This is a genomic window from Aeromicrobium sp. YIM 150415, assembly GCF_016918125.1.
In the GTDB taxonomy this organism is placed as follows: Bacteria; Actinomycetota; Actinomycetes; order Propionibacteriales; family Nocardioidaceae; genus Aeromicrobium; species Aeromicrobium piscarium.
The window spans coordinates 108,009-133,925 of record NZ_JAERWM010000015.1 but is presented as its reverse complement, the minus strand read 5'-3'; the positions used below and the strand labels follow the sequence as shown (position 1 = coordinate 133,925).

Here is a 25,917-nt window from a genome sequence, read left to right as displayed (position 1 = left end):
TACTGTCGCCATGGGAGCCCGACTCTCGGACCGGCTGGCGGCGATCGTGGACGCGCTGCCGCTCGAGCCCGGCCTACGCGTCCTCGAGATCGGCGGCGCGCCGGGCGCCGCGGCCGTCGAGGTGGCCCGACGTGTCGGGGAAACCGGGCACGTGCTCGTGATCGACCGTTCCCCGGCCGGTACCGCCCAGGTCCGGCGACGCGCGACCGATCTGATCGACTCGGGTCTCCTCTCGGTGCGCTGTGTCGCGATCGAGGACTTCGTCCTGGGGCCAGATGAGGAGCCCTATGACCTCGCCTTCGCGATCCGCGTCGGCTGTCTCGACGGGCGCCATCCGCGGCTCGGCGCGGCCGCACGGCGCCGCATCCGGGATGCGCTGCACCCGTACGGTCGACTCCTCATCGACGGCGGCGACCCTCTCCAGGAGATCGCGGTCTGAGGACGCCGGCCATGCGCGGGGGCCGATCCGTTCGCCCGTGGCCCGGCGGTGGCGGTAGGCCATCAACCTCATCGGGACGGTTGAGGTTGACCAGCTACCGCCACTGCGCGCGAAGGGTTGATGGCCTACCGCCACCGGGTCGGTCAGTCGCCGGGGTGGAGATCGGGCCAGACGCCCTTGGTGAGCAGGAAGCAGCCATAGGGACGGGTCTCACCCGTCGCCACCACGAGACGCACCGAACGCGCGGCCTCGTAGAAGTCCAGGCGATGGATCGGCGCGGCCCCGACCTCCCGGCCTTCGGCGACCGCGACCGTCTCGACCGCGTCCTGAGCCACGTCGCGCCGATCCTCACCCGGTGTGCCGATCATGTAGCGCAGCGGCGACGTGAGGAACTGGTCCAGCGGCATCACCGAGGTGATCGCACGGATCGCCTCGGTGGAGTCCACGCCGTCGAGCCGGACGACCTCGGCACCGGCGGCGTACGCGGGATAGTTGGTGTCGACCACGGCCAGCTCGTCACCATGTCCCATCCGCGCCAGCGCGTAGAGCAGCTCCGGTCCCAACAGCGGGTCGACGCCCTTCAGCATGATCAGTCCTTCCGATGTGCGGCAGACGAGGTCGCGACAGGTACGAGCAGCGGCACCGCACCGAGCCCGCTCGGCGCGAGACCGTCCCCTTGTTGCCCGGTACCCCGGTAGTACGCATTCGCAGCCGACGAGGCCACCCGGATCTCGATCAGGTTCTCTCCGGGTCGCAATACGGCCTCGGGGATCGGCACCTTGCCAGGAGCCCACGGCAGCTCTCGTAGATCGACACCGTTCACGCTCACCGCGGCCGAACCGTGGACGACGGGCAGCACCAGGTCCCAGGGACGATCCGTCTCGGCGAGGGTCACCCGCATGCGATAGGTGCCGATACCCGAGAATGTCTCGAAGCCCTGGGCCTCCCAGCCCCGGGCCGGATCGACAGGCACCTCGACACCCTCGATCTCGACCGACCACCCGTCGACGAGGAACCGTCGCTGCGGAGCCGCCTCACCGGTCGACACGATCTCCGCCAAGAGCACCTCGCCCGGCGCCAGCTCGACGCTGAAGGACTCGCCGATGTCCCGCCAGCCCTCGACACTGCCGGTGCGCGGATCCCAGCACCGGACACGACTGCGCAGGGTGCCAGGACGCACGACGACGGACCGCGGATGCTCCGCGTCGTTGAAGGCCATCACCCGCGTACTGCTCCGGCGCACCCAGAGCTGACCCTCGACACCGCTCTCGTCATCGATCCGCGGCCCCGGCGGGATCGCCTCGAACACCCGCGGCCGCACCGCCGAGGCCCAGTCGGGCTGCTCCTCCCACGCGGTCCACGAGGAGCTCTCACGCACCGCTGCGACACGCTCGGCGATGACGGCATCGTGCCCGGCGGTCTGGGTGGCCCGCGGGGTGACGCCCGTCGAGAACACGCGGCCCCCGGCGGCGACGAACTCCTCGAGCACCTCCAGGACCGGTTCGTCGCGGAGGACCTCCACGCCGGGCAGGACGAGCACCCGGTACTCGCGCCCGTGCGGCAGGCGCAGGCGCCCATCGGCCACAGCAGCCGCGCGCAGATCGCGCTCGTCGACGAGGTGGTAGTCGATGCCGTCGCGCGCGAGGTGCTCGGTCCAGAACGCGGTGTGCTCGCCGAACTCGTGATCCGGCCCGCCGTACCAGGCGGTGCGCAGGGGGTACAGCACCGCCACCTCGTCCAGCGGCTCGGCACCGTCGAGGAAGACCGAGACGCGGGCGGTCTCGTCCGCATAGGCGCGGTGGTAGCCGAACCACGGCTCGAAGTTCACGCCCGGCGCGAAGTCGAAGCGCGGATTGGTGAACATCTCCTCACCCTCGTGGCCGTCGGTGAGCCAGTAGGCGTGCATGAGGATCTGCCGCGCGCCGAAGGCGAAATGCCGCAGGGTCTGCGAGCGGAGCTGGGCGAGGGTCAGCTCCCACCAGCCGGCGGCGAAGTGCGAACCCGGGACGACGCGCCCGAAGTACTGCTCGACGATGCACCCGGAACGCCCGTTGCTCCGCGCGACCGAGTCGCCGAACTTGGCGGGCAGCTGCGGGTACTCGTTGCGCGCGTCGACCGCGGTGATCTGGCGCCACGCGTCGAGCCCGAAGTAGTCGAGCCCGAAGTTGGTCCGCGGATCGTCGGCGATGATCGTGCCGGTCGGATCCCAGGAGGAGACGTGCGCGAGCACCTCGTGTCCGGTCAGCAGCACCCCGTGCTCCTCGCACCAGCGCCGGAGCGTGCCGAAGAAGGAGTCGACGGCACGCGCGGAGTAGCGCTCGAAGAACTCGGTGCGCAGGGCCGCGGTCGCCTCGCCGGCATCTCCCGCGAGCGAGGCGAGCATCGCCGGCCAGCGCTCGCCGACCTCGCTCGCCAGCTCGGCGTAGAAGCCCTCGTCGTACATCAGCGTCGCCGCGATGACGCCGGGATTCTGGTCCCACGTGAAGAAGCAGGCGTGCGGCTGGTCGAAGAAGACGTACTGGACGGTGGAGCCCAGGTGCTCGCCGAAGGCGCGCGCGTAGGGGTCGTAGCCGACCTCCGTGAAACGCTCGGCAGCCGCGGGATCGAGGTAGTTGATCATCCGGCTGCTCGCGCACCGCGCGCTCACGAAGAAGACGATCTGCGCGTCATCGCCGAGCGTCTCACCCTCCAGGTCGGCGGCGAGCTCGCATCCGTCCTCGGTCGCGGCCACGATCGTCGCGGCCGGGGTCGCCTCGCGCACCTCGTCACCGTCCCGGACCACCGCGGCGACCAGCTTCCAGTCGTCCCAGAGCGGTGCGCCGCCCTCGAAGACCCAATTCATTCCCGCGTCGAGCAGGTAGGCCACGTCCTGGGGCCGGATACCGTCGATGCGCCCCTCCGCGCGGCTCCCGGCGACCGGCACCGTGACGTGGAACAGATGACGCTCCCGCAGGTGGTCGTGTCCGGCGACGACGCGTCCGCCCGCGTGTCCGCTGAGCCAGTTGTACTCGTCGTAGATCCCCACGACCATGTCCTGCCGGGCGGCCTCGTCGGCGGCCAGGCGGCACAGTCGCAGGTACTCCTCGGACAGGTACTCCTCCAGCGGGAAGGACATCCGCGTCTGGATCTGGAAGGACTGGTAGCCGGCCTCGCGCATGTCGCGGACCTGGACGGCGATCTCCTCCGGCGTCGGGAGGCGATGCCAGAACCAGTACGCCGCCGGAGCGTTGTACGGCCCGGGAGCGGCGAACTCGTCGACGCTCCCGGTGGAGACGACCCTCGTCTCAGGCACGGACGGACCGCTCCTTCGTCACCGCCGAGTAGTCCGGCTTCGGGTCCTGCTTGAACACGAAGGTCACGATCGCATACAGCGCCGATCCGACGACCATCGCGATGACGACCCCGATATTGCTCGCCCCGAGTACGCCGTTCCGCTGCTCCTCGGTGAGCAGGAAGCCCACGACCCGAGCGATATAGGGATCGCCGGAGGTGACGAGTCCGAGGCCGAGCACCGTGGCGACGACGAGCGACAGGAGCGCCGTCCAGCGCCCGGAGCGACCACCCTGGCCCGCGGGCAGCGCCATGTCGACATTCCAGTTCATCCGGCGCTGGCGGATGAAGTCGACGAGCTGGATGCCGCCCAGGGTCCCCATCGCGACGGCGATCAGGGCGAGGAAGGCCTGGAAGGTCGCCAGGAAGGACGTGGAGATGAACAGCAGGTAGAAGGCACCGGCGGCGATGATGACACCGTTGATGATCGTGATGATCACGCGGCTGCCCGGCACGCCCACCGCCATCAGCGCGAGCCCCGAGGAGTAGATGCCGGTCATCGCCGCGGAGATCAGCGAGATCACGATGACGATGCTGAACGGCACGAAGAACCACGTCGGCAACAGGACGGTGAGCGCGGCGATCGGGTCGATGGCCGCCTGGCCGCCGAGATCGGGATTGGAGCCGGCGAGCAGGATGCCGAGGATCAGCAGCACCGTGACGGGCAGCGCGATGCCGAGCGTGGTCCAGCCGATGACTCCACGGGCCGGGGTCTCGCGCGGCAGGTAGCGGGCGAAGTCGCCACCGTAGTTGAGCATGCCGAGGCCGACCATCGTCATGGCCATGACGATGCCGCCGACGAAGGCGAGCGCCGATCCGGAGGGATTGTCACCGAGGCGGTCCCAGTGGATGTGCGGGACGATCATCGCGATGAAGACCAGCGTCATGACGCCGGTGAGCGCCGCGATCCACTGCTCGGCCTTCATGATGACGGCGTGACCGGCGACGGCGAACCACATCGTCAGGACGAGGACGATCACGAACCACACGAGGATCAGCCACGAGACGGGGCGGCCGTCGGCCGTGGCGAACTGGTCGGGCCACAGCCGGGCGAAGATATTCGCGCCGGTGGTGGAGGCCAGGGTGATGATCGTGACCTTCCAGCCGATATTGGACAGATAGGCGAAGAAGGCGGGGATCTTGTTGCCCTCGTAGCCGAAGGCGAATCGGGTCTGGGTGAGGGTCGGCAGGCCGGTGCGCGGTCCGCCGACCGACAGGATGCCCACGAGGAAGGCCGAGACGGCGTAACCGATGGTGCCGGCGATGATGGCCTGCAGGGGGCTGAGACCGAGGCCGAAGACGTAGATGCCGTAGCCGATGCCCATGATCGAGACATTCCAGGCGAACCACACGGCGAAGAGCCCTGCGGACTTCCCGCGGCGTTCCTCGAGCGGCACCGGGTTGACGCCGTTGAGCTCAGGTCCCTTCTGAGCGGCGACCGGCTGCTCGTGAGCTTCGTTCGACATGCTGTGTTCCTCCGTTGTTCCGGCGCGACATCCTCGGCGCACCCTGACTGTGAGCGGCGACGCTCAGACCGGGATCGGTCCGAGCCGCGCGAGATCGTCGTCGCCGCGGAAGGCGCCCTGCGCGCCTCGGTAGCCCACCGCGATGCTGGCGGCGTGGACGGCCCACGCCACGGAGTCGATGAAGGACGCTCCGTTGCCGAGCGCGACGCCCAGCGCCCCGCAGAAAGTATCCCCCGAACCCACGGTGTCGACGGCCGTCACCCTCGGGGCCTGGATGTGCACGATCTCAGCGTCCGAGCGTGCCAGCGCACCATCGGCACCGAGCGTCACGCAGGCCTCGATGTGCTCGGGCAGCCGGGCGAGCAGCGCCCGGCAGTCCTCGATCCCCTCCGGCTCGGGGGCATCGAGCAGCGCGGCGAGCTCGTGCTGGTTCGGCACGAGCACGTCGACGGCATCGAGGAGATCGGGGGCGATCGGACGCGAGGGGGCGGGGTTGAGCACGACTGTCCCCCCTTCGTCCTTGGCTCGCCGGGCGGCCTCGGTCACCACGTCCGTCGGGACCTCCTGCTGGAGCAGCAGCACGCCCCCGGGGCCATCGAGCAGAGCCGCCGGGAGATGGGCGGGGGCGAGACGCGCGTTCGCACCGGGGCTCACGACGATCATGTTCTCCGCGGCATCGTCGACGAGGATGAGGGCGGCTCCCGTGGGGACGCCCTCGAGGGTGACGAGGCCCGAGACGCCGACCTCCGCCTCCACCAGCTCGGACCGGACATCCGCACCGTCGACGCCGATGGCGCCGACGAAGCGGGTCACGGCGCCGAGCCGTGCGGCGGCGACGGCCTGGTTGGCGCCCTTGCCACCCAGGGTCTGTGCGAGGTCCCCGCCGAGCAACGTCTCACCGGGTCGCGGGAACTGCGAGACGGCGACGGTCGCGTCTCTGTTCACCGAGCCCACGACGGTGACCTGCGGTCGCATCGGCGACTCCAATCTGGGAGATCGTTTTCCCGGTAATCGATTTCCCCATGGTGACCCACGTCGCTTTCCTCGTCAACCCCCGGTGTCGGCGCGGAGTTCTTGCGATAGCCTCGGGACCCGTCCGTCGATGAGAGGAGGACCCGGTGAACAGGCAGCGCGTCCGTCTCATCGACGTGGCCGAGGCCGCGGACGTGTCCCGGGCGACCGCCTCACGGGTGCTCTCCGGCTCTCCCCGCAATGTCGACCCGGTGCTCGCCGAACGGGTCTGGGCCGTCGCCCGCCGCATCGGCTACCGACCGCACCTGTCCGCGCGCGCCCTGCGGACGGGGCAGACCGGCACCGTCGGCATCGTGGTCCCGACCCTCACCAATCCGTACTTCGTCGCCCTGGCCGAGGCCTTCGCTGGCGAGTCCCGCGATCGCGGCGCCGATCTCCTCATCGCCGACTCCCGCAACGACGTGGAGTCCGAGGCGGCTCATCTTCGCCGCCTCACCGACGGCCGCGTCGATGCCATCGCGATCGTCCCCGTCTCCTACGAGGACTCCGGCGCCGCGCTCGTCGAAGCCCGCGATGCCGTGCCACTCGCTCAGGTGGATCGCCGTACCCGCGACGGGAACACGGCCGCGATCGTGCTCGACAACATCACGGGGGTGCGACTGCTGATCGAGCATCTGCGCGAGGCGGGACGCGAGCGCATCGCCTATGTCGGCGCGGAGACCGCGTCGTCATCGGGAGCCGAACGCCTCGCGGCATTCACCGATATCGCCGGAGAGCATGCCCCGGTCACCGTGGTCTCGGAGTTCTCGACCTCGGCAGGACGCGAGGCCGCGCGGCACCTGCTCGACTCGACGACGGATATCGACGCGATCGTCTGCGGCGCCGATGTGCTCGCTGTGGGGGTTCACTCGACCCTCCAGCGCAGCGGCGTCTCGCTCCCCGGCGATATCGCCCTGGTCAGCTTCGACGACTCCGAGCTGCTCGAACTGACCGACCCTCCGATCACCTCGCTGTCGCCCCCCGTCGGGGAGATCGCGCGTCGCACGACGGAGCTGCTGATGGGCGAGGGTGACGCCTGGCGCGAGCCCTCCGTCGAGCGACTCGTGCCCGGTCTCGTCATCCGCGAATCCACCCAGGGACACCGGTAGCCGAGAGCGCACGAGGATGAGGTCCGGTGATCGAGTAGGAAGCTCGCTTCCAGCGCGGCGACGGCCTTGGTGCGCTGGCTCCAGCGCTCCGGTCATTACTCGACCACCCTTCCGTAAGTGTGGTCTCGATACGCGTCGGCCGTGGACGGCCTTTAGCTACTCGACCACCGAGGATCCAGTCCGGTGGTTGAGTAGGCCCTGGGGGCACCTCCCGCTTGCGGGGGAGGAACGAGGGCCGTATCGAAACCACCGGACGTGGCCTCGCTCCAGCGCGGCTACGCCCCTACTGCTCCGGTCGCCGAGCGACCTCCGCTACTCGACCACCGAGGATCCAGTCCGGTGGTTGAGTAGGCCCTGGGGGCACCTCCCGCTTGCGGGGGAGGAACGAGGGCCGTATCGAAACCACCCCAACGTGGCCTCGATACCCTCCACCGAGGGTGCTCTCAGCCCTCGGCGTCACGGAGGACGTTGCGGCGGATCTTGCCGGTCGCCGTCTTGGGCAGCTGATCGACCACGTGCACGTCACGGGGGACCTTGTACGCCGCGAGCCGCTCCTTGACGAAGGCGCGCAGCTCCTCGGGATCGACGGTCGAGCCCGAGGCGGTCGAGACATAGGCGACGACCGACTCGCCCTGGTAGTCGTCGGGACGGCCCACGACCGCGGCCTCCAGCACGGCCGAATGCTCGTAGAGCGCGTCCTCGACCTCGCGCGGCCACACCTTGTAGCCCGAGACATTGATCTGGTCCTTCAACCGGTCGACGAGGTAGACCCAGCCCGCCTCGTCGATGATCGCGACATCGCCGGTGCGCAGCCTCCCACCGGGCATCGTGGCGGCGGTGACCTCGGGCTTGTGCCAGTATCCGCTCATCAGCTGCGGACCGGTCAGCTCGAGCTCACCCTGCTCACCCGACGGCAACGGCTCACCCTGTTCATCGACCACCCGTGCCTCCATGTCGGGCAACGGGACGCCGATCGACAACGTGCCACTCGGCTCATGCACAGGGGCCTCGGCACCGAGGGGGACGGCGATGATCGCCGAGCTCGTCTCGGTCATGCCGTAGACATTGTGGATGTAGACGCCGAAACGGTCGACGAACTTACGCACGGTGGCGGGCGGGATGGGCGCCCCACCGGAGTAGACCGCGCGCATCGACGCGAAGTGCTCACGTCCCGCCCCCGGCACCTCCGACAATGCGTTGAAGGCGGTGATCGAGCCGACCATCGTCGTGACTCCGTGCTCGATGAAGGCCTCGAGCGCCACCTCCGGGCGGAAACGGTGGATGAACACCAGCAGGGTGTCGTGCACCAGTGCCATCGTCGCGTTCACGACCGCGCCAGTGATGTGGAAGAGCGGCGCGATCGCGAACACCACGTCGCCGGGGCGCAGGTCGGTCCATCGCGCGTACGACACCGCGACCTGGAGCACGGCACCGTGGCTGTTCATCGCCCCTTTGGGCGGTCCGGTCGTGCCGGAGGTGTAGGTCAGCAGGGCGATGTCGTCGGCGGTGAGTGCGAGCGCGGGCACGCGGCGGCCCCGGTGCTCCTCGACGAGGGCCAGGAGATCGGCATCGGCCACGGCCCGTTCACCCGGAGCGGCACCGAAGACGCGCTCGTCGTCGCGGCTCTGAAAGTCCCGTGGACTCGTGCTGATGACCCAGCCGACTGTCGTGCCGTCAGCGGCTGCCCGCGCGGCCTCGATCGTGTCGTCCTCGCAGATCAGGCCCACCGCCTCGGCATCCACGATCAGCCGACGCAGCTCCTCGCCGCGATACATCGGATTGAGGATGAGGGCCGCGGCGCCGAGCTTCCAGAGAGCGAGCAGCACGAAGGCGTACTGCGGCACGTTCTGCAGGTAGACGCCGACATGCGAACCGCGCTCGACCCCGCGCTCGGCGAAGGCACTAGCGAGGGCTTCGGCGATCTCATCGACCTCGGCCACGGTGTAGCGGCCGTCGAAGTACGCGAGAGCTGGCGCCTCCGGCTGGCGCGCGACGCGGGCATTCCATGCCTCGACGAGAGTGCCGTGCTCTCGCTCGATGCTGGCTTCCAGCCCTTGCGGGTACAACGACAACCACCGGTGTTCCATCTGGCATTCCCTTCCGACCGATCGATCGCTCGGTTAGAGTGTCGACACACGTGTGAGCTCTGTCAAGCCGGGAGGGAACGAGACATCATGTGCGCCGCTGCGCGAACGACCGATGCCCCGCCGGCGATGACTCCGATCCTGCGCGCCGCTCAGCACTGCTTCGTGGAGCAGGGCTATCACGGAACCTCGATCCGGGTCATCGCCACGCGCGCCGGACTCTCGGTGCCGGGGCTCTACCATCACCATCGCTCGAAACAGGAGATGCTCCAGGCGATCGTCCGCACCGCGATGGAATCGCTCCACCAGCAGAGCGTCGAGGCTCTCGATGCGGCCGGTGAGGATCCGACGGCGCGTTTCGACGCCCTGGTCGCCTGCCTCGTCCGCTTCCACGCGTATGAGCGCGAGCAGGCCTTCCTCGCCTATAGCGAGATCCGCAGCCTGGACGACGAGGCACGTGAGGCGCACATCGGCCGGCGAGACATCCAGCAGCGGCTGATGGACACGGTCGTCGACAGCGGGGTCGCGAGGGGCCTGTTCACCACCCCGCACCCAGTCGAGGCGAGCCGCGCGGTCGTGACGATGTGCACCTCGGTGGCGCAGTGGTATCGCTCCGACGGACCGCTCACCCCCGAGGCGCTGGTGGAGCGCTACCTCGATATCGCCCGAATGACCGTCGGCGGCCGTCACTGACGCCAGCGCGACCGGGCCCAGACCGCGACGAGTCCGGCGGCCACCACCAAGATGGCGACCGCATCCCATCCCGAGGCCTGGGAGACCGTGGCGCCTCCGACGAGCAGGGCGACGAGGACCGCATCCGCCAGCCAGATCAGACGACCGGCGGACGACATCTCACCGACGGGGGTCATCACCGGGGTGAGCAGTTCGAGCGGCATGTGCCCCTTGAAGACCGACAGCGCTCGGCAGGCGACGACCAACAGGGCAAGTGCGATGGCCACGTGTGGGGAGCCGCCGAGGACCGCTGCGGACCCCATCACGAGGGTCAGCAGCGCCGTCGGCACCACGAGGTGTTGGAGGGCCGCGGCCCCGGGCCCGACGCCGAAGGCGGAGGGACGTTCCCGGTCGAAGGCATGGAACCGAAGACCGTCGCTGAGGAAGCACACGCCGACATAGGCGGCCGCCACCGATATCAGGGCGATCAGCGGGGTGACGGCGTTCTGGGCGATCGGGATGAGCGACCCGGACGCGGCCGCGGCGCCGAGACCGGTGGCCGTCCGTCCAGGTGCTCGCACGAGACCGATCAGGTCACGACGCACGAACGGCGGCGCCGCGAAGGCGGGTCGCCAATGCCGGCCGAGGCGTGTCGGCGCCCGCAGCACGGCGGCGGCCGAGGCCAGGTCGGCCGTCGTCGCGAAGACCTCGATCCGGCTCCATCGGATGGCCTGCGTCCGCAATCGGCTCGGCCGGATCGCCGACAACGCGCGGGGGACCACCACCGCGGTCCCCAGGGCGACCGGCATCACCAGGAGTGACCACCACGCCGGGTCGCCGTCGAGCGAGCGCCATGCGGACGTCCAGGCGAGGCCCGTGCCGGCGGAGAGCAAGACGAGCACGGCCGCGTTCCTCCAGCGGCGCGCCTGGCCGCTGAGCCAGACGACGGACAGCAGCACGCCGCTGCCGAGGGCTACAGCCGAGACCGTCACAGCACCGACCGGGTCGGGCCAGGTCGATCGCGAGACGACCGCCACCACGGTGACGAAGAGCACGGCGGCCATAGTGACCAGCAGGCTCCGCCACCAGGTGGGTCGCAGCCGACGCGCCAGAGGGGCGGGGCCGGCGACGACCCACTCCACGTACGGTGCCGAGACGGCGACGGGACCACGCGTCCGGCCGGCTGCCGCCGCCCCGATCGCCACGAGCATGGCGGCGATCGCAGCGGTCCACCAGGGCGGCGACCACTGCGTCGCCGGAGCGACCTGCTGGGTGCCCCACCGCGCCAACGGGAGGACGAACACGAGCACGAAGAGGATCATCGTGTAGATGTCCGTCGCCCGGTCGGCCGCACGCGGGCGTGCGCGAAGCTCCCGCAGTAAGTGGTCCGGTGCTCTCACAGGTCGACCTGACGGTGCGCGAGGCGCGCGACGAGGTCGTGGTCATGACAGGCCATCACCACGGAGCGGCCCTCGGCGAGCACCTCCTCGACCGCTGCCGCCAGCAGGTCCTTGCGGTCGGCGTCCAGCCGCTGCTCGGGCTCATCGAGCAGGATCACCCGCGACGGCCGGGAGAACACGAGGGCGAGGCTGAACAGCTGCTGCTGCCCCGAGGACAGCTCGTGCACGAAGCGATCGCGCAGGCCATCGATGCCGAATCGCGCGAGATCGGTATCGACCTCGCCGTCCAGGCCCCAGGTGGCATGCACCAGCTGGAGATGATCGCCCACCGTGAGATCGGGGTATAGCGCCGGCACACCGATGAGGATCGCCAGCGCGGCACGGACCTCATCGGAGCGCTCGTCGACCGGCTCGTCATCGAGCAGAACACTGCCTCCGGTCGGCGCGAGCCGGCCGCTGAGCAGACGCAGCAAGGTGGTCTTGCCCGAGCCGTTGGGGCCGGTCAGCGCGAGGCACTCGCCCGCGGAGACGGTGATATCGGTCGGCGCGACGAGGGACTGATCGTCGATGCTGGCGGTGATCCCCTCAGCAGCGAGCACGGCTCGGGTGTCAACGGAGTCGGCCATCGCCGCTCAGCCTACCGAGTTGTCCACAGGTCGCGACCGAGGCACTGGACGAGAACCGGACTCCGCTGTTCGATGATGGCTATGGCGAAAGGGGCGACCTATGCTGAGTGCCATGGCGACCATCGAGGCGCATGGGCTGCCGCAGGGCAGGTCGCTGACGCGCGACGATCTGGATGCGATGCCCGATGACGGGCATCGCTACGAGCTCGTCGACGGCGTGCTCGTCGTGAGTCCCGCACCACGGCACAATCACCAGCGCGCGGCAGCGCAGCTGTTCCGCGCTTTGGATCGCGTGGTGCCCGAGCAGTGGGAGCTGTTCTTCGCGCCGTTTGATGTGGTCCTCTCAGGAGACACCGTGCTCCAGCCCGACCTTCTCGTCGCCGACCGCGACGCTTTCACCGAACGCGATCTGCCGGGCCCACCGCTACTGGCCGTCGAGGTGCTCTCGCCGTCGACGCGCAGTTTCGATCTGCTGCTGAAGAAGGAACGTCTCGAGCGGGCGGGGTGCGCCCACTACTGGGTGGTCGATCCCGACGAGCCGTCGATCCTGGCCTGGTCCCTCACCGATGGCGTCTATCACGAGGTGGCACGTGCGGCCGGGGCCGAGTCCTTCGTGGTCACGGCTCCCCTCCCCGTCACGATCGTCCCCGCCGACCTCGTCCGCTGACGAGCCGTCACCCCACCGAGGCCAGCGCGAAGGGCAGCACGCCGGGAGCGCCGGCCTGCCGCAGAGCACGGGCGGCGACGGTGAAGGTCCAGCGGCTGTCGACGAGATCGTCGACCAGCAACACCGGTCCAGGTGCGGCGGAGACCGCGGCGGCCAGCTCGGGGCTCACCGAGAACCGACCCCAGACCGAGGCCAGCCGGAAGGCGCTGTTGCCTCCAGGCCCGACGACGGGGACCGCCGGATCGACGTCGAGCGCGCCGAGCAGGGGCAACCGGCCGCGCTCCGCGATGAACTGCGCCGTCGAACCGACCAGCTGAGGGCGGGTTATCGAGGGCATCGCGACGACACCGACCGGACGCTGCCGCCATGGCCAGTCGCGCAAGGTGGCGATGACGCCCTCGGCCAGCCGTTCATCGATCGGGGCATCGGGCGTCCCGGCCGCGAACACCTCGCGCAACGCGCCACCCCAGCCGAGATCCGTGAGGCGGGCGATGGCCCGGCCCGCCTCGTGGCGTTCTTCGACCGCGATCCGTCCGCGGACGTCGAGCCCCCGGCGATCGGCACCGGTGGGCCACTGGCCCCGGGGATCGACGGGCACGCCCACACGCCGCAGCTGGCCGGCCGCCTGCTCGGCCGCACCACCGGGCACCTCAGCGGGATACCAGGCGCCCGCACACACGTCACAACGGCCGCACGGTGCCGCGGTGGGATCGTCGAGGTCCTGCTGAAGGATCTCCATCCGGCACCGTTCGCCGCGCTCGTAGGTCAGCATGGACTGCTGCTCGGCCACCCGCGCCTGCTCGATGCGGGCATATCGCTCGGAGTCGTACTCCCAGCTCTCGCCGGTGGCGACCCATCCTCCGCGTACCCGCCGCACCGCGCCATCGACATCGAGTACCTTCAGCAGAAGCTCGAGCTGAGTGCGCCGGATGTCGACGAGGGCCTCCAGAGCCGGGGTGGACAACGGCTCGGACCCGAGTTCGCCCAGCACCGCCGTGACGCGCTCGGGATCGGGCATCGAGACGGTGGCGAAGTACCGCCAGATGTCCGGATCCTCCGGACCCGGCAGCAGCAGGACATCGGCGTGCTCGGTCGCGCGGCCCGCGCGACCGACCTGCTGGTAGTAGGCGACCGGTGACGACGGTGCCCCCAGATGCACGACGAATCCCAGATCGGGTTTGTCGAAGCCCATGCCCAGGGCGCTGGTGGCGACGAGCGCCTTGACCTCATTGGCCTTGAGCGCGCCCTCGAGGCGTTCGCGTTCGTCCGGGTCGGTCCGCCCCGTGTACGCGGCGACCTCGTGTCCAGCCTCGCCCAGCAACCGCGCGGTGTCCTCCGCCGCGGAGACAGTGAGGGCGTAGACGATGCCGCTGCCCGGCAGCTCGCCCAGATGCGCGACCAGCCAGGCGAGCCGGTCGCGAGCACTCGGCAGCTGCAGGCAGCCCAACCGCAAGGAGTCACGGGCGAGCGATCCGCGCAGCGTCAGGACGCCGTCGCCGAGCTGGTCCGCGACATCGGCGACCACCCGCGCGTTGGCTGTGGCTGTGGTGGCGAGCACCGGCACATCGCGCTGCAGATCGGTGAGGAGCGTGGCGATCCGGCGGTAGTCCGGCCGGAAGTCGTGACCCCAGTCGGAGATGCAGTGTGCCTCGTCGATCACCAGGAGCCCCATGCGGGCGAGCAGATCGGGCAGCTGCTGCTCGCGGAACTGCGGATTGTTGAGCCGCTCGGGGGAGACTAGGAGGACATCGACATCGTCGGCGGCCAGCCGCTCACTGATGGACTCCCATTCGTCGACCGTGGCGGAGTTGATCGCCGCGGCGCGCACGCCGGCGCGTTCGGCCGCCGCGACCTGGTCGCGCATCAGCGCCAGCAAGGGCGATACCAGCAGGGTGGGGCCGGCACCGCGTTCACGCAGGAGGGCGGTGGCCACGAAGTACACCGCGGACTTGCCCCAGCCGGTGCGCTGGACGACGAGGGCGCGCCGACGGTCGTCGACCAGCGCGCTGACCGCCTCGAACTGACCCTCGTGGAAGACGGCATCGTCGCGACCGGTCAGCCGGTGCAACAACTCGAGGGCTCGCTCCTGGGTGCTCATGTCCCGATCGTGTCAGGTCGCGCCGACAGGCGAGGCGGATGTCCACAGGCCCACTCCCCCGAGGGCGTCTCACGGCCCATCGTCCTACCCTGAGACACATGGGAGCGGTCCAGCACACGGAGACGGGCGTCGATGCCGTGTACGATCGCTACTCCCGACTGGTCCAGGATCTCCTGAGCGTCCCGGTCGCACTGGTGACCAAGGTCGCCGACGACCATCAGCGGTTCATCGGCGCCGTCGGCCTCCCCGAGCCCTGGCAGACCGATCGCACCACCCCGCTCTCGCATTCCTTCTGCCAGTACGTGCGCTCCGAGGATGCGCCCCTCGTCGTCAATGACGCCAGGGAGATCGAGACGCTCCGCGACAATCTCGCGATCGGGGACCTGGGCGTCGTCGCCTACGCCGGCGTGCCGCTGCGCGACGCCGAGGGCACCACGATCGGAGCGCTCTGCGCCATCGACACCGAGCCCCGCACCTGGGAGGACCGCGAGCTCGCGGTCCTCCACGACATCTCCCTCGCCTGCACCGCGCACCTGCGATCGTCCGCCGCCGCGACCGAAGCCACCGCCGCCCGCGAACGGGCCGAGCGTGAGAGCCGCCGTACCGCCGCGCTGCTGCAGATGGCCGAGGCCTTCGTGGCGACGACGACCATCCGCGAGGTACTCGAGGCCGCCGGCCGGCTCGGCGAGCTGGTGGGCGCCGGAGCGGTCAGCATCGGTGTGCCCGACTCGACCGGCGCCCTGGTCTGGCACGCCAAGGACGGCACCCAGACCACGACCAGCGCCGAGCACTGGGACGGTCTACGCCGCGCGATGCCCGCGACCCCGATCTTCACGACCTCCCCCGAGGCACTCGGTCCCGAGCTCTTCGAGCTGCTGCCCGCCGAGGTGACCGCGAATGCGACGGGTGCCGCGACGGTGCTTCCCCTGCGCGTCGAGAATCGCACGATCGGGCTGGCGGCGATCGTCTGGTCGGACACCCTCGCCGTCCCCGCGGCCGATCAGCTCACCCTGACCGCGCTCGCCCGCTACACCTCCGTCGCACTCGACCGCGCCCAGCTGCTGGAGGCGCGGCAGAACGCCGCCCATCACCTCCAGCGATCCATGCTCACCGAGGTCCCTGAGATCGACGGGCTGCCGATTCGGGCCGTCTACCGCACCGCGCATGTGGCCGACGAGGTCGGCGGCGACTGGTACGACGTGCTGGAGCTGGCGGACGGACGTGTGGCCGTCGCGGTCGGCGATGTCGCCGGACACGACATCGAGGCCGCCTCGGCGATGGGACAGCTGCGCTTCGCCCTCCGCACGCTGCTGTGGAGCCGGCGCGAGGAGCCTGCCGCGATCCTGTCCGCGCTGGACGATCTCAACTCGAGCATCGGCCCGGACGCGCTCACGACGGTGGTGCTCGCGATCCTCGGCGCACCGGAGTCCGATGGCAGCCGGACGCTGACCTGGAGCAACGCCGGCCACCTGCCTCCGATCCTCCAGCGCTCCGGGCAGCCGGCGGCCTTGATGGAGGCGGCCCCCGATCTCATGCTCGGGGTCTCGCCGGGCCGATCGCGCGCCGACCACATGACGCGCCTCGAACCCGGGGACACCTTCGTGCTCTACACCGACGGGCTCGTCGAGCAACGGGATGCGGATGTGGCCGAGCGGCTCTCCGCCCTGACCAGCGCGCTGGACGAGCACGATCCACTGCGTCCGGACGAGATCGCCCGCGTCCTGACCGACGGCCGCGACCGCGGCGACGATGTCGTCCTCCTCACCCTCCGGGTCGACACCGCCCCTTGAGCGTGGGACCCAGAACCCGTTGAGTGTGAGGCTGGACGGCAGAACCCGTGATGTCACCGTCCGAACGTTCCCCCAAGGACTCCGCTGCGCTCCGTCCAGGAAGGTACCCCCACACTCAACGGGTTCTCTAACTCTTCGCGGCGGGCTTCTCCCCCAGGGACTCGAGCAGCTTCTCACCCTCGACGTCGAGATCGGGAAGGAGCCGGTCGAGCCAGCGCGGCAGACGCCAGGCGCGGTCGCCGAACATCGCCATGAGCGCCGGCACGAGGGTCATCCGCACCAAGAAGGCATCGATCGCGATCGCGACAGCCAGCGCGAAGCCGATCTGCTTGATCATCGGGTCGCCGTTGAAGATGAAGCCCGAGAACACCGAGACCATGATGATCGCCGCTGCCACCACGACCCGGCTGGAGTGCGAGAAGCCGTCGATCACCGAGTCACGACCGCGATGCCCGTGGACCCAGGACTCGCGCATGGATGACACGAGGAACACCTGGTAGTCCATCGCGAGGCCGTAGGCGATACCGGTGACCAGGATCGGGAGCATCGCCATCACCGGGCCGGTCGAGTCCAGGCCGAAGAGCTGGTTCACCCAGCCCCACTGGAAGACCGCGGTCGTCAGACCCAGGGTCGCGAGGATCGACAGCAGGAACCCGGCCGTGGCCTTCAGCGGCACCAGCAGCGAACGGAACACCAGGGTCAGCACGATCAGCGACAACACGAGCACGATCGCCAGGTAGACCGGCATGACATCGGCCATCTTCTCGGCGATGTCGATGCCCATCGCGGTCTGCCCGGTGATGCCGAGCGTGACGCCGAAGTCCTGTTCGTAGCCGTCCGAGGCATCGCGCAGCTCGTGGACCAGGGTGTCGGTCTCCGGATCGGTCGGTCCGCTCGTGGGAACCACCGACATGATGACGGTGCGTCCGTCCTCGCTCATTCCCGCCACCTCGGCGGAGGCGACATCGTCGTTGCCGGAGATGTCCTCCGCCACTGCCCCGACCGCCGCGGGATCGACGGGGTTCTCGTCCGCCGACGCCACGACGACGAGCAGCGGGCCATTCGACCCCTCGCCGAAGGCACGGCTGGTGACCTCGTAGCTCTCGCGCTGGACGGAGCCCTCGTTGTAGTTCTCTCCCGATGGCAGGCCCATGCGCATATCGAGGGCGGGGATGGCGGCGACGGCGGCGATCGCCACGACGCCGATCGCGACCACGAAGCGATTCTTGGTCACGAAACCGGCCCAGCCCCGGGCGACGCCGTGGTCGTCACCGTCGACGACCTTGCGCGAGTAGGTCTCGCGAGCCTTCGCGCTGACGACCCTCTCCCCGACGAGACCCAGCAGCGCAGGCAGCAGAGTCAGCGCGACGAGCACCGAGATCGCGACGGTCGCGGCGGCGATGATCGCCATGCTGCTCAGCAGGCTGATGCCGATCACCAACAGCGCGAGCAGGGCGATGACGACCGTGGTTCCGGCGAAGAAGACGGCGCTGCCTGCCGTTCCCACGGCGCGACCGGCGGCCTCGTGCGCGGAGAGACCCTGACGCATGACGAGCCGGCGCTGCCGGTTGACGATGAAGAGGGCGTAGTCGATGCCGACGGCGAGACCGAGCATGAGGCCGAGGACGAGGGACATCGAGTTGAGCTGGTAGAAGTGCGCAAGGGCATAGGCGCCGCCCACGCCGGTTCCGACGCCGACGATCGCCGTGAGGAGCGGGAGGCCGGCGGCGACGAGCGATCCGAGGGTGAGGATCAACACCACGGCCGCCACCACGAGGCCGATGACCTCGCCCAGACCCACCACCTCGGGCAGCTCCTGCAGCGATCCGCCCGGCAGAACATTGATACCGGCGTCCTCGGTGGGCTGCTCCGCGGCGTGCAGGACATCCTCGATGGTGCCCTGCGGCAGGTCGAAGGTCTGCTGGGTGAACTGGAACTGCAGCATCGCGACGCTGCCGTCGGCGGAGACGACCATGCCCGGCACCGGCTGCGCCTGGGCTCCTTCGCCGACGACGAGCGGCAATGGCTGCTCGAGCTCGACGCCGGAGGCGCGTGCCGCGAGGGCTTGCTGGACGGCCGCGACCTGCTCGGCGGCCTGCGCTTGGGCGGCCTCGGGGTCGGCGCTCGCGGCGAGTTCGGCGGGATTGACGACCTCGTCGTTGTCGTAGACATCGGCCGCGGCCTGGCCGAGCGCGGCGGCGGCCTGCGAGTCGTCGTAGAAGGTCGTGTCATCGGGGGCCTCGAAGACGATGGCACCCTGTCCGCCGGCTGCCTCGGGGAGGTCGGCGGACAACTGATCGATGACGTCCTGGGCCGGGACGTCGTTGATCGTGAACTCCGAGCTCATGCGCGGCGTGTTCAGCGCGAGCGAGCCACCGATGACGGCGAGCAGGATCACCCACGCGCCGATGAAACGGAACGGATGGGCGAAGGCCGACTTGCCGAGCCGGTACAGCAGCGTGGACACGCGTGCGATCTCCTCAGAACGAAGTGATAGGCAACTCTCATATCGTAGGATGGAGTTCCAACCAGAACACGTGTCAGTGCAGGAGAGTCATGTCACAGCGCCGCGACAGCCGTCGCAATGCCGAGCGCATCGTGCAGGCGCTGCGCGATCTGTGGACGGGCGATGCCTCACCGTCGATGGAGCAGGTCGCCCAGACAGCGGGGGTCGGGATCGCGACGCTCTATAGGCACTTCCCCAACCGCAGCTCCCTGGAGATGGCCACCTGCCAGGCGCTGTTCGCCGAGGAGATCGCGCCGATCGTCGACCGGGCCGCCGTCGCCGAGGAGCTCGATCTGCTCGCTGTGGCCGAGGAGTTCGTCGCCACGATCGGCCGATACGCGCCGTTGTTCAGTGCCATCGAGGTCTCCGAGGTCACCGACGAGGCTCTCGAGACCCTCGCGGATCCCTTCGTGGAGCTCTTGCGCTCCGGCCAGGAGGCAGGCGTCCTGCGCCGGGATCTCGAGCCGGTGGACCTTCTCTGGGTCCTGCGGATGCTGGTGCTCGGCCTGACCTCCGAAGCCTCCTCGCGCACGGTGCGTCGACGGTATCTGGCCCTGATCCTGCCGTCGCTCGGCCCCGGTGGACCTGCCATGCCTCCCCTGTCCGAGGACGACTACGACCGCCTCGGGGTGGCACCGGAGCACAGAGGCCCCCACGGATGACGCGCCACCCGAGGTTGGGGGTACGCCATCAACCTCATCCATCGGCCATGACGTTGACTGGCTACCGCCGGCTACGTCGTAGCGTTGACCAGCTACCGCCGGCGCGCGAGGTCAGGCGGTCTCGAGACAGGTGAACTGGCGACGATAGGCGGCCGGGCTGGTGCCCCGCGAGGCGGTGAAGTGGTGGCGCAAGGTAGCCGCGGACCCGAATCCGCAACGCCCGGCGATCTCCTCGACCGACAGCCTCGTCTGCTCGAGCAGCTGTTCGGCGCGGGCGACTCGCTCCGCGGTGAGCCACTGCAGCGGGGTCGTGCCGGTCTCGTCACGGAAGCGCCGGGCGAAGGTCCGTTCCGACATGGTGGCTACCCGCGCCAGATCGCCGACCGTGAGCGGCTCATGGAGCCGATCGCGAGCCCACTGCAGCACATCGCCGAGGGACTCGCAGTCCTCGGCCCGCACCGGTGTCGGCACGAACTGCGCCTGCCCTCCCCCGCGGTGGGGCGGCATGACGATCCGCCGGGCGGCCGTCGCGGCCGTCGCCGCGCCGAAGGCCTTACGCATCAGGTGCAGATTGGTGTCCACGCCCGCCGCGGATCCCGCCCCGGTGAGGATCGGCCCGTCCTCGACGTACAGCACCGAGACGTCGACCTCGGTGTCCGGAAAGCGCGCCGCCATCTCGTCGCCGTAGCGCCAGTGGGTCGTGGCCCGGCGGCCGTCGAGCAGGCCCGCATAGCCGAGCAGGAAGGCGGCCGTGCAAGAGGCGACGATCGTCGACCCCTGGTCGTGCGCCAGGCGCAACGCCTCGCTGACGGCCGGCTGCTCGGTGCGGAAGTCCCTGGAGGCGGCGACCGCCACCAGGTCGGCACCCTGCACGCGATCGAGACCGTGTTCGATGTGCAGATCGAAACCGGCCGAGCCACGCACGCGGCCGGGGCGAGACGTGCAGAAGGCGACATCGAAGACCGGATTGTCGTCATCGGGATGGTAGGGCTCCGCCCACACCTCGGCGATCACACCGAGGCCGAAGGGCTCCACTTCGTCGGGGACGATGACGGCGACCTGACGCATGGCTCCCCCTGGCGGGATCTTGACGAACACTGTCCTTCCAGCCACTCGTGGCTGGAATTGAACGGTAGCACGATATCTGCCATGTGGTTGCTCATCATCGTCTTCGCCCTACTCGCCGGCATCTCGCTCGCCACGCTCGTCGTCGACCTCCGCCGTGACGGCTACGGCGTCCGCCCGCCGCCGCCCTCCCGCGACACGTCCCCACGCTGACGTCGCGGACGCACCATCGAGGTGAGAGTCACGTGCTCGAAGGCCGTGGTCACCGAGGTCGGCTCGAATCCCCAGCGCGCGTAGAGCCGGGCGGACCGAGGCGTGGTCGAGGTGAGCGCCGCCCGCTGCCCGGCGGCGTCGATGATCGCCAGTCGATGCGCCAGCAGGGCACCACCCGCTCCCCGACCGCGAGCCGCGGCACCGACCCCGATATCGGCGAGGTACCAGCGCGGCTCCTTGGACCCGTGCCGATGACGACGCCTGGCCACCCGCAGTCCCCACGCGACAGCGGCAGCGAGCCCCCGCGGACCCATCGCAGCGAGGATCGACGGTGTCCGCAGCACGAGGCGCGAGAGCCGACGGTGATGTCCCGGCGGCGTCCACACCGCGGCGGCGAGGATCCGGTCTCCGTCGCGGACGATATCGATGGTCTCGTGTTCGGCGCCGAGGGTCCGGACCGAGGCATCGAAGAACCGCCGCATCCGATCCCGGCGACCCGCCCCGGGCAGCAGCCGGCTCATGAACGGATCATCGTGGAAGGCCTCAGCCAGCACCTCGGCCACGTCCGCGAGATCGGCCTCCCGCGCCGTCTCCACCCGCAACTCCATCGTTCCCTCCTCTAGCCGTCCGGCCGACCACGCTACCGAGACACACGACACCCCCGACCGGGGCGGTGACTTACGCACCCCTCACCTCCCAAGGCGGTGACTTACGCACCCCTCGCGGCGATCGAGAGGTGCCTGACCCACCGCCCCAGCGATCGAGAGGTGCGTAACCCACCGCTCAGGCGAGGGGCCGCCGGGGTCAGCGGAGACGCTCGAAGAGTCCGGCCCACTCCTCCGGACCGAGATCGCGGGGCAACGCCCGTGCCGCGATCCCGAGCTCGCGGAGCGCCCGATCGGGACGCGGCGCCCCGGCCGACCGCAGCATCGCGGCGATCCCTCGCCCACGTGCCGTGAAGACTGCCTTCACGAAACGCTCGTAGTCACGACGCCGTTCCGCCGGCAACAGCGGCTCGTCCCGCCGGCTGATCGTGAGGATGCCGCCGTCGACGCTCGGACGCGGCCGGAACGCCTCCGCCGGAACGCGCCGATCCAGACGCACCGTGAACCAGGGGTCGGTCTGGCCGGTGAGCATCGTCCGTCCGCCGACTCCGGCACGTTTACGGGCCACCTCCCACTGCAGCAGCAGGACCGCATCGGTCCATCGGGGCGCTGACAGGAGTCGCCGCAGGATCGGCGTGGTGAGGTGGAAGGGGAGGTTGCCCACCACCACGGGACGGTCCAGACGCACGCGCAAGGCATCGAGGTGCATCACCCGGGCGGCGGGCGCGGAACGACGCGTCGCCCGGACACAGGCCGGGTCGATGTCGATGGTGAGCAGTGATCGGCCACGCGCGGCGAGCGGCCGGGTCAGCGCACCGTGCCCGCAGCCGATCTCCAGGATCGGGCCCGACGTGTGGTCGACGAGGTGGAGGATGCGGCCGATGGCGCCGCGGTCGTACAGGAAGTTCTGGCCGAGCTCATGCCGGCCACCAGAAGGGGATCGCACGAAGTGCTCCAGTGTGAAGAGGAAACGACGAGTACTGGAGGTACGGCGCGACGAGGTTCAGCAAGGGCGCGCCGTCAGGCGCTGCGCTCGCGAACGAGGCTCAGCCGCCCATAGGCGGCCTTGGTTATCGATCCCATGCGGACCACCCTAGCCGCGGAAGCCCTCAGTTGCCTCAGCGGCACCCAGACCGAACTGCGGGACGTCCAGGCGCGATGCGCGGTAACGTCGCCCGAAAGTGCATCCGCGAGGAGGATCGATGAGTGACAGCGTCGAGATTCACATCGCCCCCACCACGTTCAGTGTCTTCATCATCGAACGCTTCTCTGGGCTGCAGCTGCTCAATCTCTACGGAGGCCCTTCGGCGTGGGCTCGCGCAGGGGGGACGAACCAGATCGACATTCTCTTTCCCGACAATTTCCGCGACAAGTTGCTGCGGCTCTGGGTTCGGCCAGATCTCTCCGAGCTCGCGTGGTCGTCACCCGGTCGGGCGGTCTACGGCTCCGGCGACCTTCTGCTGCAAGAGAACGCAGGCGGCGAGGTCTACGACCTCATCCAGGTATCACCGGGTGCGTATGCAATCCACTTCGAGAAGTCGGGCGAAGAGGACGGCGTGGACATCTACGACCTCACGCTGTTCGACCGTCAGTCGCCGGTGGGTCACACCTCGGGTCCGCCGACCGCGACATAGAACTCGTCACGGTCGGTGGACAGGGAGATGATGGAGGGGTGTATCCGGTCCTCCGCCCGCTCCACTCCTCCGACGAAGCCTCGGTCGTGGACGTCTGGCGCCGCGCGGTGGAGGCGACGCACGACTTCCTCACCCCCGAGGACATCGACTTCTACGAGGGGCACATCCGCGATGTCTATCTCCCGGCCCTCGAGGTCACCGTCGCCGAGCTGAGCGGGCGGATCGTCGGCTTCCTCGGCTTGCACGAGCAGCGGGTGGAGATGCTCTTCGTGGACCCCGAGGCGCACAACCTCGGCATCGGCACCCGGCTGCTCGCCCACGCGGCCGCCCGGCACGCGACCCTCGACCTCGATGTCAACGAGCAGAACCCCTCGGCGCTGGCCTTCTATCGGTCGCGCGGCTTCGTCGAGACCGGGCGGTCGCCGACCGACGGCGAAGGCCGGCCGTTCCCGCTCATCCACCTGCGCGGACCGTATCCTCGCTGAGTCACGAAGACTCCGGCGGTTGGTCAGCGTCCTTTCGCGAGCGCCGAATGGACGCCTAGGCACCGCCCACCCACGAGAGACGGACGCTGACTCACCGGCCCGGACATGCGGGTGCGCGAGTGGACCGCGCCCGCGCTGAGTCAGTCGCCCAACAGCCGGCGCTCGTAGGCGACCGCGACCGCCGCGGCTCGATCCCCGACCCCGAGCTTCTCGTACACATGGGTCAGGTGGGTCTTCACGGTCGCCTCGCTGACGAACAGCGTCCGGGCGATCTCGCGGTTGGAACGGCCGCGTGCGACGAGCCGCAGGACCTCCCCCTCCCGGTCGCTCAACTCGGTCGTGTCCGCGCGGACCCGTGAGACGACGCGGGTGGCGACCGAGGGCGAGAGCACCGACTCGCCGCGCGCCGTCGCGCGCACGCCGGCGAACAGCTCCTCGCGCCTGGCGTCCTTGAGCAGATAGCCGGTCGCGCCGGCCTCCAGCGCGGCCATGATGTCGCGATCGGTGTCGTAGGTGGTGAGCACGAGCACATGGCCGCGGATCCGCCGCCGGGTCAGCTCGGTGATCGCGTCGACGCCGCTGCCCCCGGGCATCCGCAGATCCATGAGGACGACATCGGGGTCGGCCCGGGCGACCAGCTCGACGGCCGCCGGACCATCGGAGGCCTCGCCGACCACGGCGAGGTCGCCGGCCGATTCGAGCATGCCCCGCAGACCGTCGCGGACCACCGGATGGTCGTCGACGAGGACGATCGAGATGCGCATCGGCTCAGTCATCGTGCGCCGATGGTAGACGAAGCGAGACGGCGGTGCCGCCGCCCTCCTCGGACTCCACGAGCAGATCCCCGCCGGCACGCTCGGCCCGGCGACGCATCCCGCCGATCCCGAAACCGCTGATCTCGTCGGCCACCGTCGCACGCGGATCGAAGCCGGAACCGTCATCGCGGACGTCCACCATGACTTCGTCGTCGGTGTACGACAGCGTCACCGTGGCGCGCGATGCCCCGGCATGACGTGCCGTATTGGCGAGGGCCTCCATCACGATCCGCAGCACCACCACCTCGCGATCGGGGCCGAGCGCGAGCGGATCGCCCGTCACCACCACATCGGCATCGATAGCGTGCCCCTCGGACCACGACCGCACCCGCTCGGTCAGCACGCTCGGCAACGACGACCCGCCCAGCCCGTCCGGTCCGAGGGCGACGACGACCCGTCGGGCGTCCTGGAGGGAGGACCTGGCCAGCGTCTCCGCTCGCTGTAGATGCTCGGCGACGACGGGGGCGACCGGCACGTCGGCGGCAGCCTGCAGCTGGGTGACGATCCCGGCGAGCCCTTGAGCGACCGTGTCGTGCAGCTCCAGAGCGAGGCGCTCCCGCTCGTCGCGCACACCCTCGGCCCGGGCTCGCTCCCACAGCTCCGCCTCCAAGATGGCGTTGTCGTCGAGAGCCCGCTCCAGCTTCGCGTTCGCCTCCTCGAGGGCGGCGATCGTCGCGGCGCGCTCGTCGGCGAGGGCGGTCTCGTCACGACCGAGCCGCGCGAAGACGGTCATGAGCATGACGTGCACGATCAGCAACATGGCGAAGAGCAGGTACTGCACGCCGCGGATCGGCAACCCGCCAGACTGCGCGGCCGCCAGGGTGATCGCGCTGCCCACGCGGACGACCATCGCCCAACGGCCCCGGGCATAGCGCTCGGCGTCGAAGTAGCCGGCCGCCGCATAGAGGGAGCCGAGCGGGTTGAGCCAGGTGAGCACGAAGGCCACGAGCGTGCGGGCGAAGACATAGACATGACCCAGCGAGTCATCGGTGGACTCATCGCGCGGGCGATCCCCGCACCACCAGTGCCCGACTGCCAGGAGAACCGAGAGCGCGACGATGGTCGGTGCCCGGTCGGCCGTGCCGAAGGCGGGCCCGGTGGCCAGGCACAACACCACCGTGGCCGCCAGCAGCACATAGGGCCCGCGACGCAGAAGCCACGACCACCGACGATCGAGGTCGGTCGCGAGATCGCTGCCGGTTCGCTCGCTGCGCTCGCTCATGCCGCCACCACCTCAAGG

Annotated in this window: 22 protein-coding genes; 8 read left to right on the top strand and 14 right to left on the bottom strand. The window is 69.8% G+C overall.

The genetic code is table 11. The features are described from left to right. The first annotated feature begins 10 nt into the window (after positions 1-10). Positions 11-439, top strand: coding sequence for a cyclopropane-fatty-acyl-phospholipid synthase family protein (locus tag JL108_RS10900; RefSeq protein WP_205198298.1), 429 nt, complete (start codon positions 11-13; stop codon positions 437-439). A gap of 143 nt (positions 440-582) precedes the next feature. On the opposite strand, the gene JL108_RS10895 is transcribed toward JL108_RS10900, so the two are convergent. From JL108_RS10895 to JL108_RS10880, 4 genes are all read right to left on the bottom strand, one after another. Then, positions 583-1,026 carry an RbsD/FucU family protein gene (locus JL108_RS10895; RefSeq protein ID WP_205198297.1) on the bottom strand — a complete coding sequence of 148 codons (444 nt, stop codon included), beginning with the start codon at positions 1,024-1,026 and terminating at the stop codon, positions 583-585. Positions 1,027-1,028: 2 nt separating this feature from the next. Continuing rightward, positions 1,029-3,731, bottom strand: a complete 2,703-nt coding sequence (locus JL108_RS10890; protein ID WP_205198296.1) for a hypothetical protein — start codon at positions 3,729-3,731, stop codon at positions 1,029-1,031. Continuing rightward, positions 3,724-5,235, bottom strand: a complete 1,512-nt coding sequence (locus tag JL108_RS10885) for a cytosine permease (RefSeq protein WP_205198295.1) — start codon at positions 5,233-5,235, stop codon at positions 3,724-3,726. The genes JL108_RS10890 and JL108_RS10885 overlap by 8 nt, the downstream gene beginning before the upstream one ends. A 63-nt stretch (positions 5,236-5,298) precedes the next feature. Next, positions 5,299-6,210: a ribokinase gene (locus JL108_RS10880; protein WP_205198294.1), complete on the bottom strand. Its 912-nt coding sequence runs from the start codon at positions 6,208-6,210 to the stop codon at positions 5,299-5,301. 143 nt (positions 6,211-6,353) lie between these two features. Between JL108_RS10880 and JL108_RS10875 the strand changes: the two genes are divergently transcribed. Then, positions 6,354-7,355 carry a LacI family DNA-binding transcriptional regulator gene (locus JL108_RS10875; protein ID WP_205198293.1) on the top strand — a complete coding sequence of 334 codons (1,002 nt, stop codon included), beginning with the start codon at positions 6,354-6,356 and terminating at the stop codon, positions 7,353-7,355. 443 nt (positions 7,356-7,798) lie between these two features. Here the strand turns inward: JL108_RS10875 and JL108_RS10870 are convergent, their stop codons facing one another. After that, positions 7,799-9,442, bottom strand: a complete 1,644-nt coding sequence (locus JL108_RS10870) for a class I adenylate-forming enzyme family protein (RefSeq protein WP_205198292.1) — start codon at positions 9,440-9,442, stop codon at positions 7,799-7,801. Positions 9,443-9,529: 87 nt separating this feature from the next. Here JL108_RS10870 and JL108_RS10865 point away from each other — a divergent pair, with 87 nt between their 5' ends. Continuing rightward, complete coding sequence (locus JL108_RS10865) at positions 9,530-10,132, top strand: TetR/AcrR family transcriptional regulator (protein WP_205198291.1); 603 nt, start codon at positions 9,530-9,532, stop codon at positions 10,130-10,132. Here the strand turns inward: JL108_RS10865 and JL108_RS10860 are convergent. Then, positions 10,126-11,511, bottom strand: coding sequence for a hypothetical protein (locus tag JL108_RS10860; protein WP_205198290.1), 1,386 nt, complete (start codon positions 11,509-11,511; stop codon positions 10,126-10,128). The two genes, JL108_RS10865 and JL108_RS10860, sit on opposite strands and share 7 nt — an antisense overlap. After that, a complete protein-coding gene (locus JL108_RS10855) occupies positions 11,508-12,137 on the bottom strand; it encodes an ABC transporter ATP-binding protein (protein ID WP_205198289.1) in 630 nt (209 codons plus the stop codon). The genes JL108_RS10860 and JL108_RS10855 overlap by 4 nt, the downstream gene beginning before the upstream one ends. A 112-nt stretch (positions 12,138-12,249) precedes the next feature. On the opposite strand from JL108_RS10855, the gene JL108_RS10850 reads away from it, so the two are divergent. Continuing rightward, on the top strand, positions 12,250-12,804 hold the full coding sequence (locus JL108_RS10850) for a Uma2 family endonuclease (protein ID WP_205198288.1): 555 nt from the start codon (positions 12,250-12,252) through the stop codon (positions 12,802-12,804). A gap of 7 nt (positions 12,805-12,811) precedes the next feature. On the opposite strand, the gene JL108_RS10845 is transcribed toward JL108_RS10850, so the two are convergent. Further along, positions 12,812-14,902 (bottom strand): ATP-dependent DNA helicase RecQ, encoded by a 2,091-nt coding sequence (locus JL108_RS10845; RefSeq protein ID WP_205198287.1) that lies wholly within the window; start codon positions 14,900-14,902, stop codon positions 12,812-12,814. A 98-nt stretch (positions 14,903-15,000) separates the two neighbouring features. Between JL108_RS10845 and JL108_RS10840 the strand changes: the two genes are divergently transcribed. Then, a complete protein-coding gene (locus JL108_RS10840; protein WP_205198286.1) occupies positions 15,001-16,692 on the top strand; it encodes a GAF domain-containing SpoIIE family protein phosphatase in 1,692 nt (563 codons plus the stop codon). 127 nt (positions 16,693-16,819) lie between these two features. On the opposite strand, the gene JL108_RS10835 is transcribed toward JL108_RS10840, so the two are convergent. Then, entirely contained in the window at positions 16,820-19,159 is a 2,340-nt protein-coding gene (locus tag JL108_RS10835; protein WP_205198285.1) for an MMPL family transporter, read from the bottom strand. A gap of 89 nt (positions 19,160-19,248) precedes the next feature. Between JL108_RS10835 and JL108_RS10830 the strand changes: the two genes are divergently transcribed. Next, positions 19,249-19,860, top strand: a complete 612-nt coding sequence (locus JL108_RS10830) for a TetR/AcrR family transcriptional regulator (protein WP_205198284.1) — start codon at positions 19,249-19,251, stop codon at positions 19,858-19,860. Between the two features lie 111 nt (positions 19,861-19,971). On the opposite strand, the gene JL108_RS10825 is transcribed toward JL108_RS10830, so the two are convergent. The 3 genes from JL108_RS10825 to erm form a co-directional block, all read right to left on the bottom strand. Then, positions 19,972-20,928, bottom strand: a complete 957-nt coding sequence (locus JL108_RS10825; protein WP_205198283.1) for a GlxA family transcriptional regulator — start codon at positions 20,926-20,928, stop codon at positions 19,972-19,974. A 161-nt stretch (positions 20,929-21,089) separates the two neighbouring features. Beyond that, positions 21,090-21,746, bottom strand: coding sequence for a GNAT family N-acetyltransferase (locus JL108_RS10820; protein ID WP_205198282.1), 657 nt, complete (start codon positions 21,744-21,746; stop codon positions 21,090-21,092). Between the two features lie 196 nt (positions 21,747-21,942). Next, positions 21,943-22,689 carry a 23S ribosomal RNA methyltransferase Erm gene (gene erm / locus JL108_RS10815; RefSeq protein WP_205198281.1) on the bottom strand — a complete coding sequence of 249 codons (747 nt, stop codon included), beginning with the start codon at positions 22,687-22,689 and terminating at the stop codon, positions 21,943-21,945. Positions 22,690-22,945: 256 nt separating this feature from the next. Between erm and JL108_RS10810 the strand changes: the two genes are divergently transcribed. Further along, a complete protein-coding gene (locus tag JL108_RS10810) occupies positions 22,946-23,377 on the top strand; it encodes a hypothetical protein (protein WP_205198280.1) in 432 nt (143 codons plus the stop codon). Positions 23,378-23,415: 38 nt separating this feature from the next. Further along, entirely contained in the window at positions 23,416-23,862 is a 447-nt protein-coding gene (locus JL108_RS19930; protein WP_205198279.1) for an acetyltransferase, read from the top strand. A gap of 140 nt (positions 23,863-24,002) precedes the next feature. Here JL108_RS19930 and JL108_RS10800 read toward each other — a convergent pair whose 3' ends face one another. Then, positions 24,003-24,638 carry a response regulator transcription factor gene (locus JL108_RS10800; protein WP_205198278.1) on the bottom strand — a complete coding sequence of 212 codons (636 nt, stop codon included), beginning with the start codon at positions 24,636-24,638 and terminating at the stop codon, positions 24,003-24,005. Beyond that, the gene (locus tag JL108_RS10795; RefSeq protein ID WP_205198277.1) at positions 24,631-25,899 is read right to left on the bottom strand and encodes a sensor histidine kinase; all 1,269 of its coding nucleotides are present in this window, start codon (positions 25,897-25,899) and stop codon (positions 24,631-24,633) included. Before JL108_RS10795 ends, JL108_RS10800 begins: the two co-directional genes overlap by 8 nt. Positions 25,900-25,917: the final 18 nt, after the last annotated feature.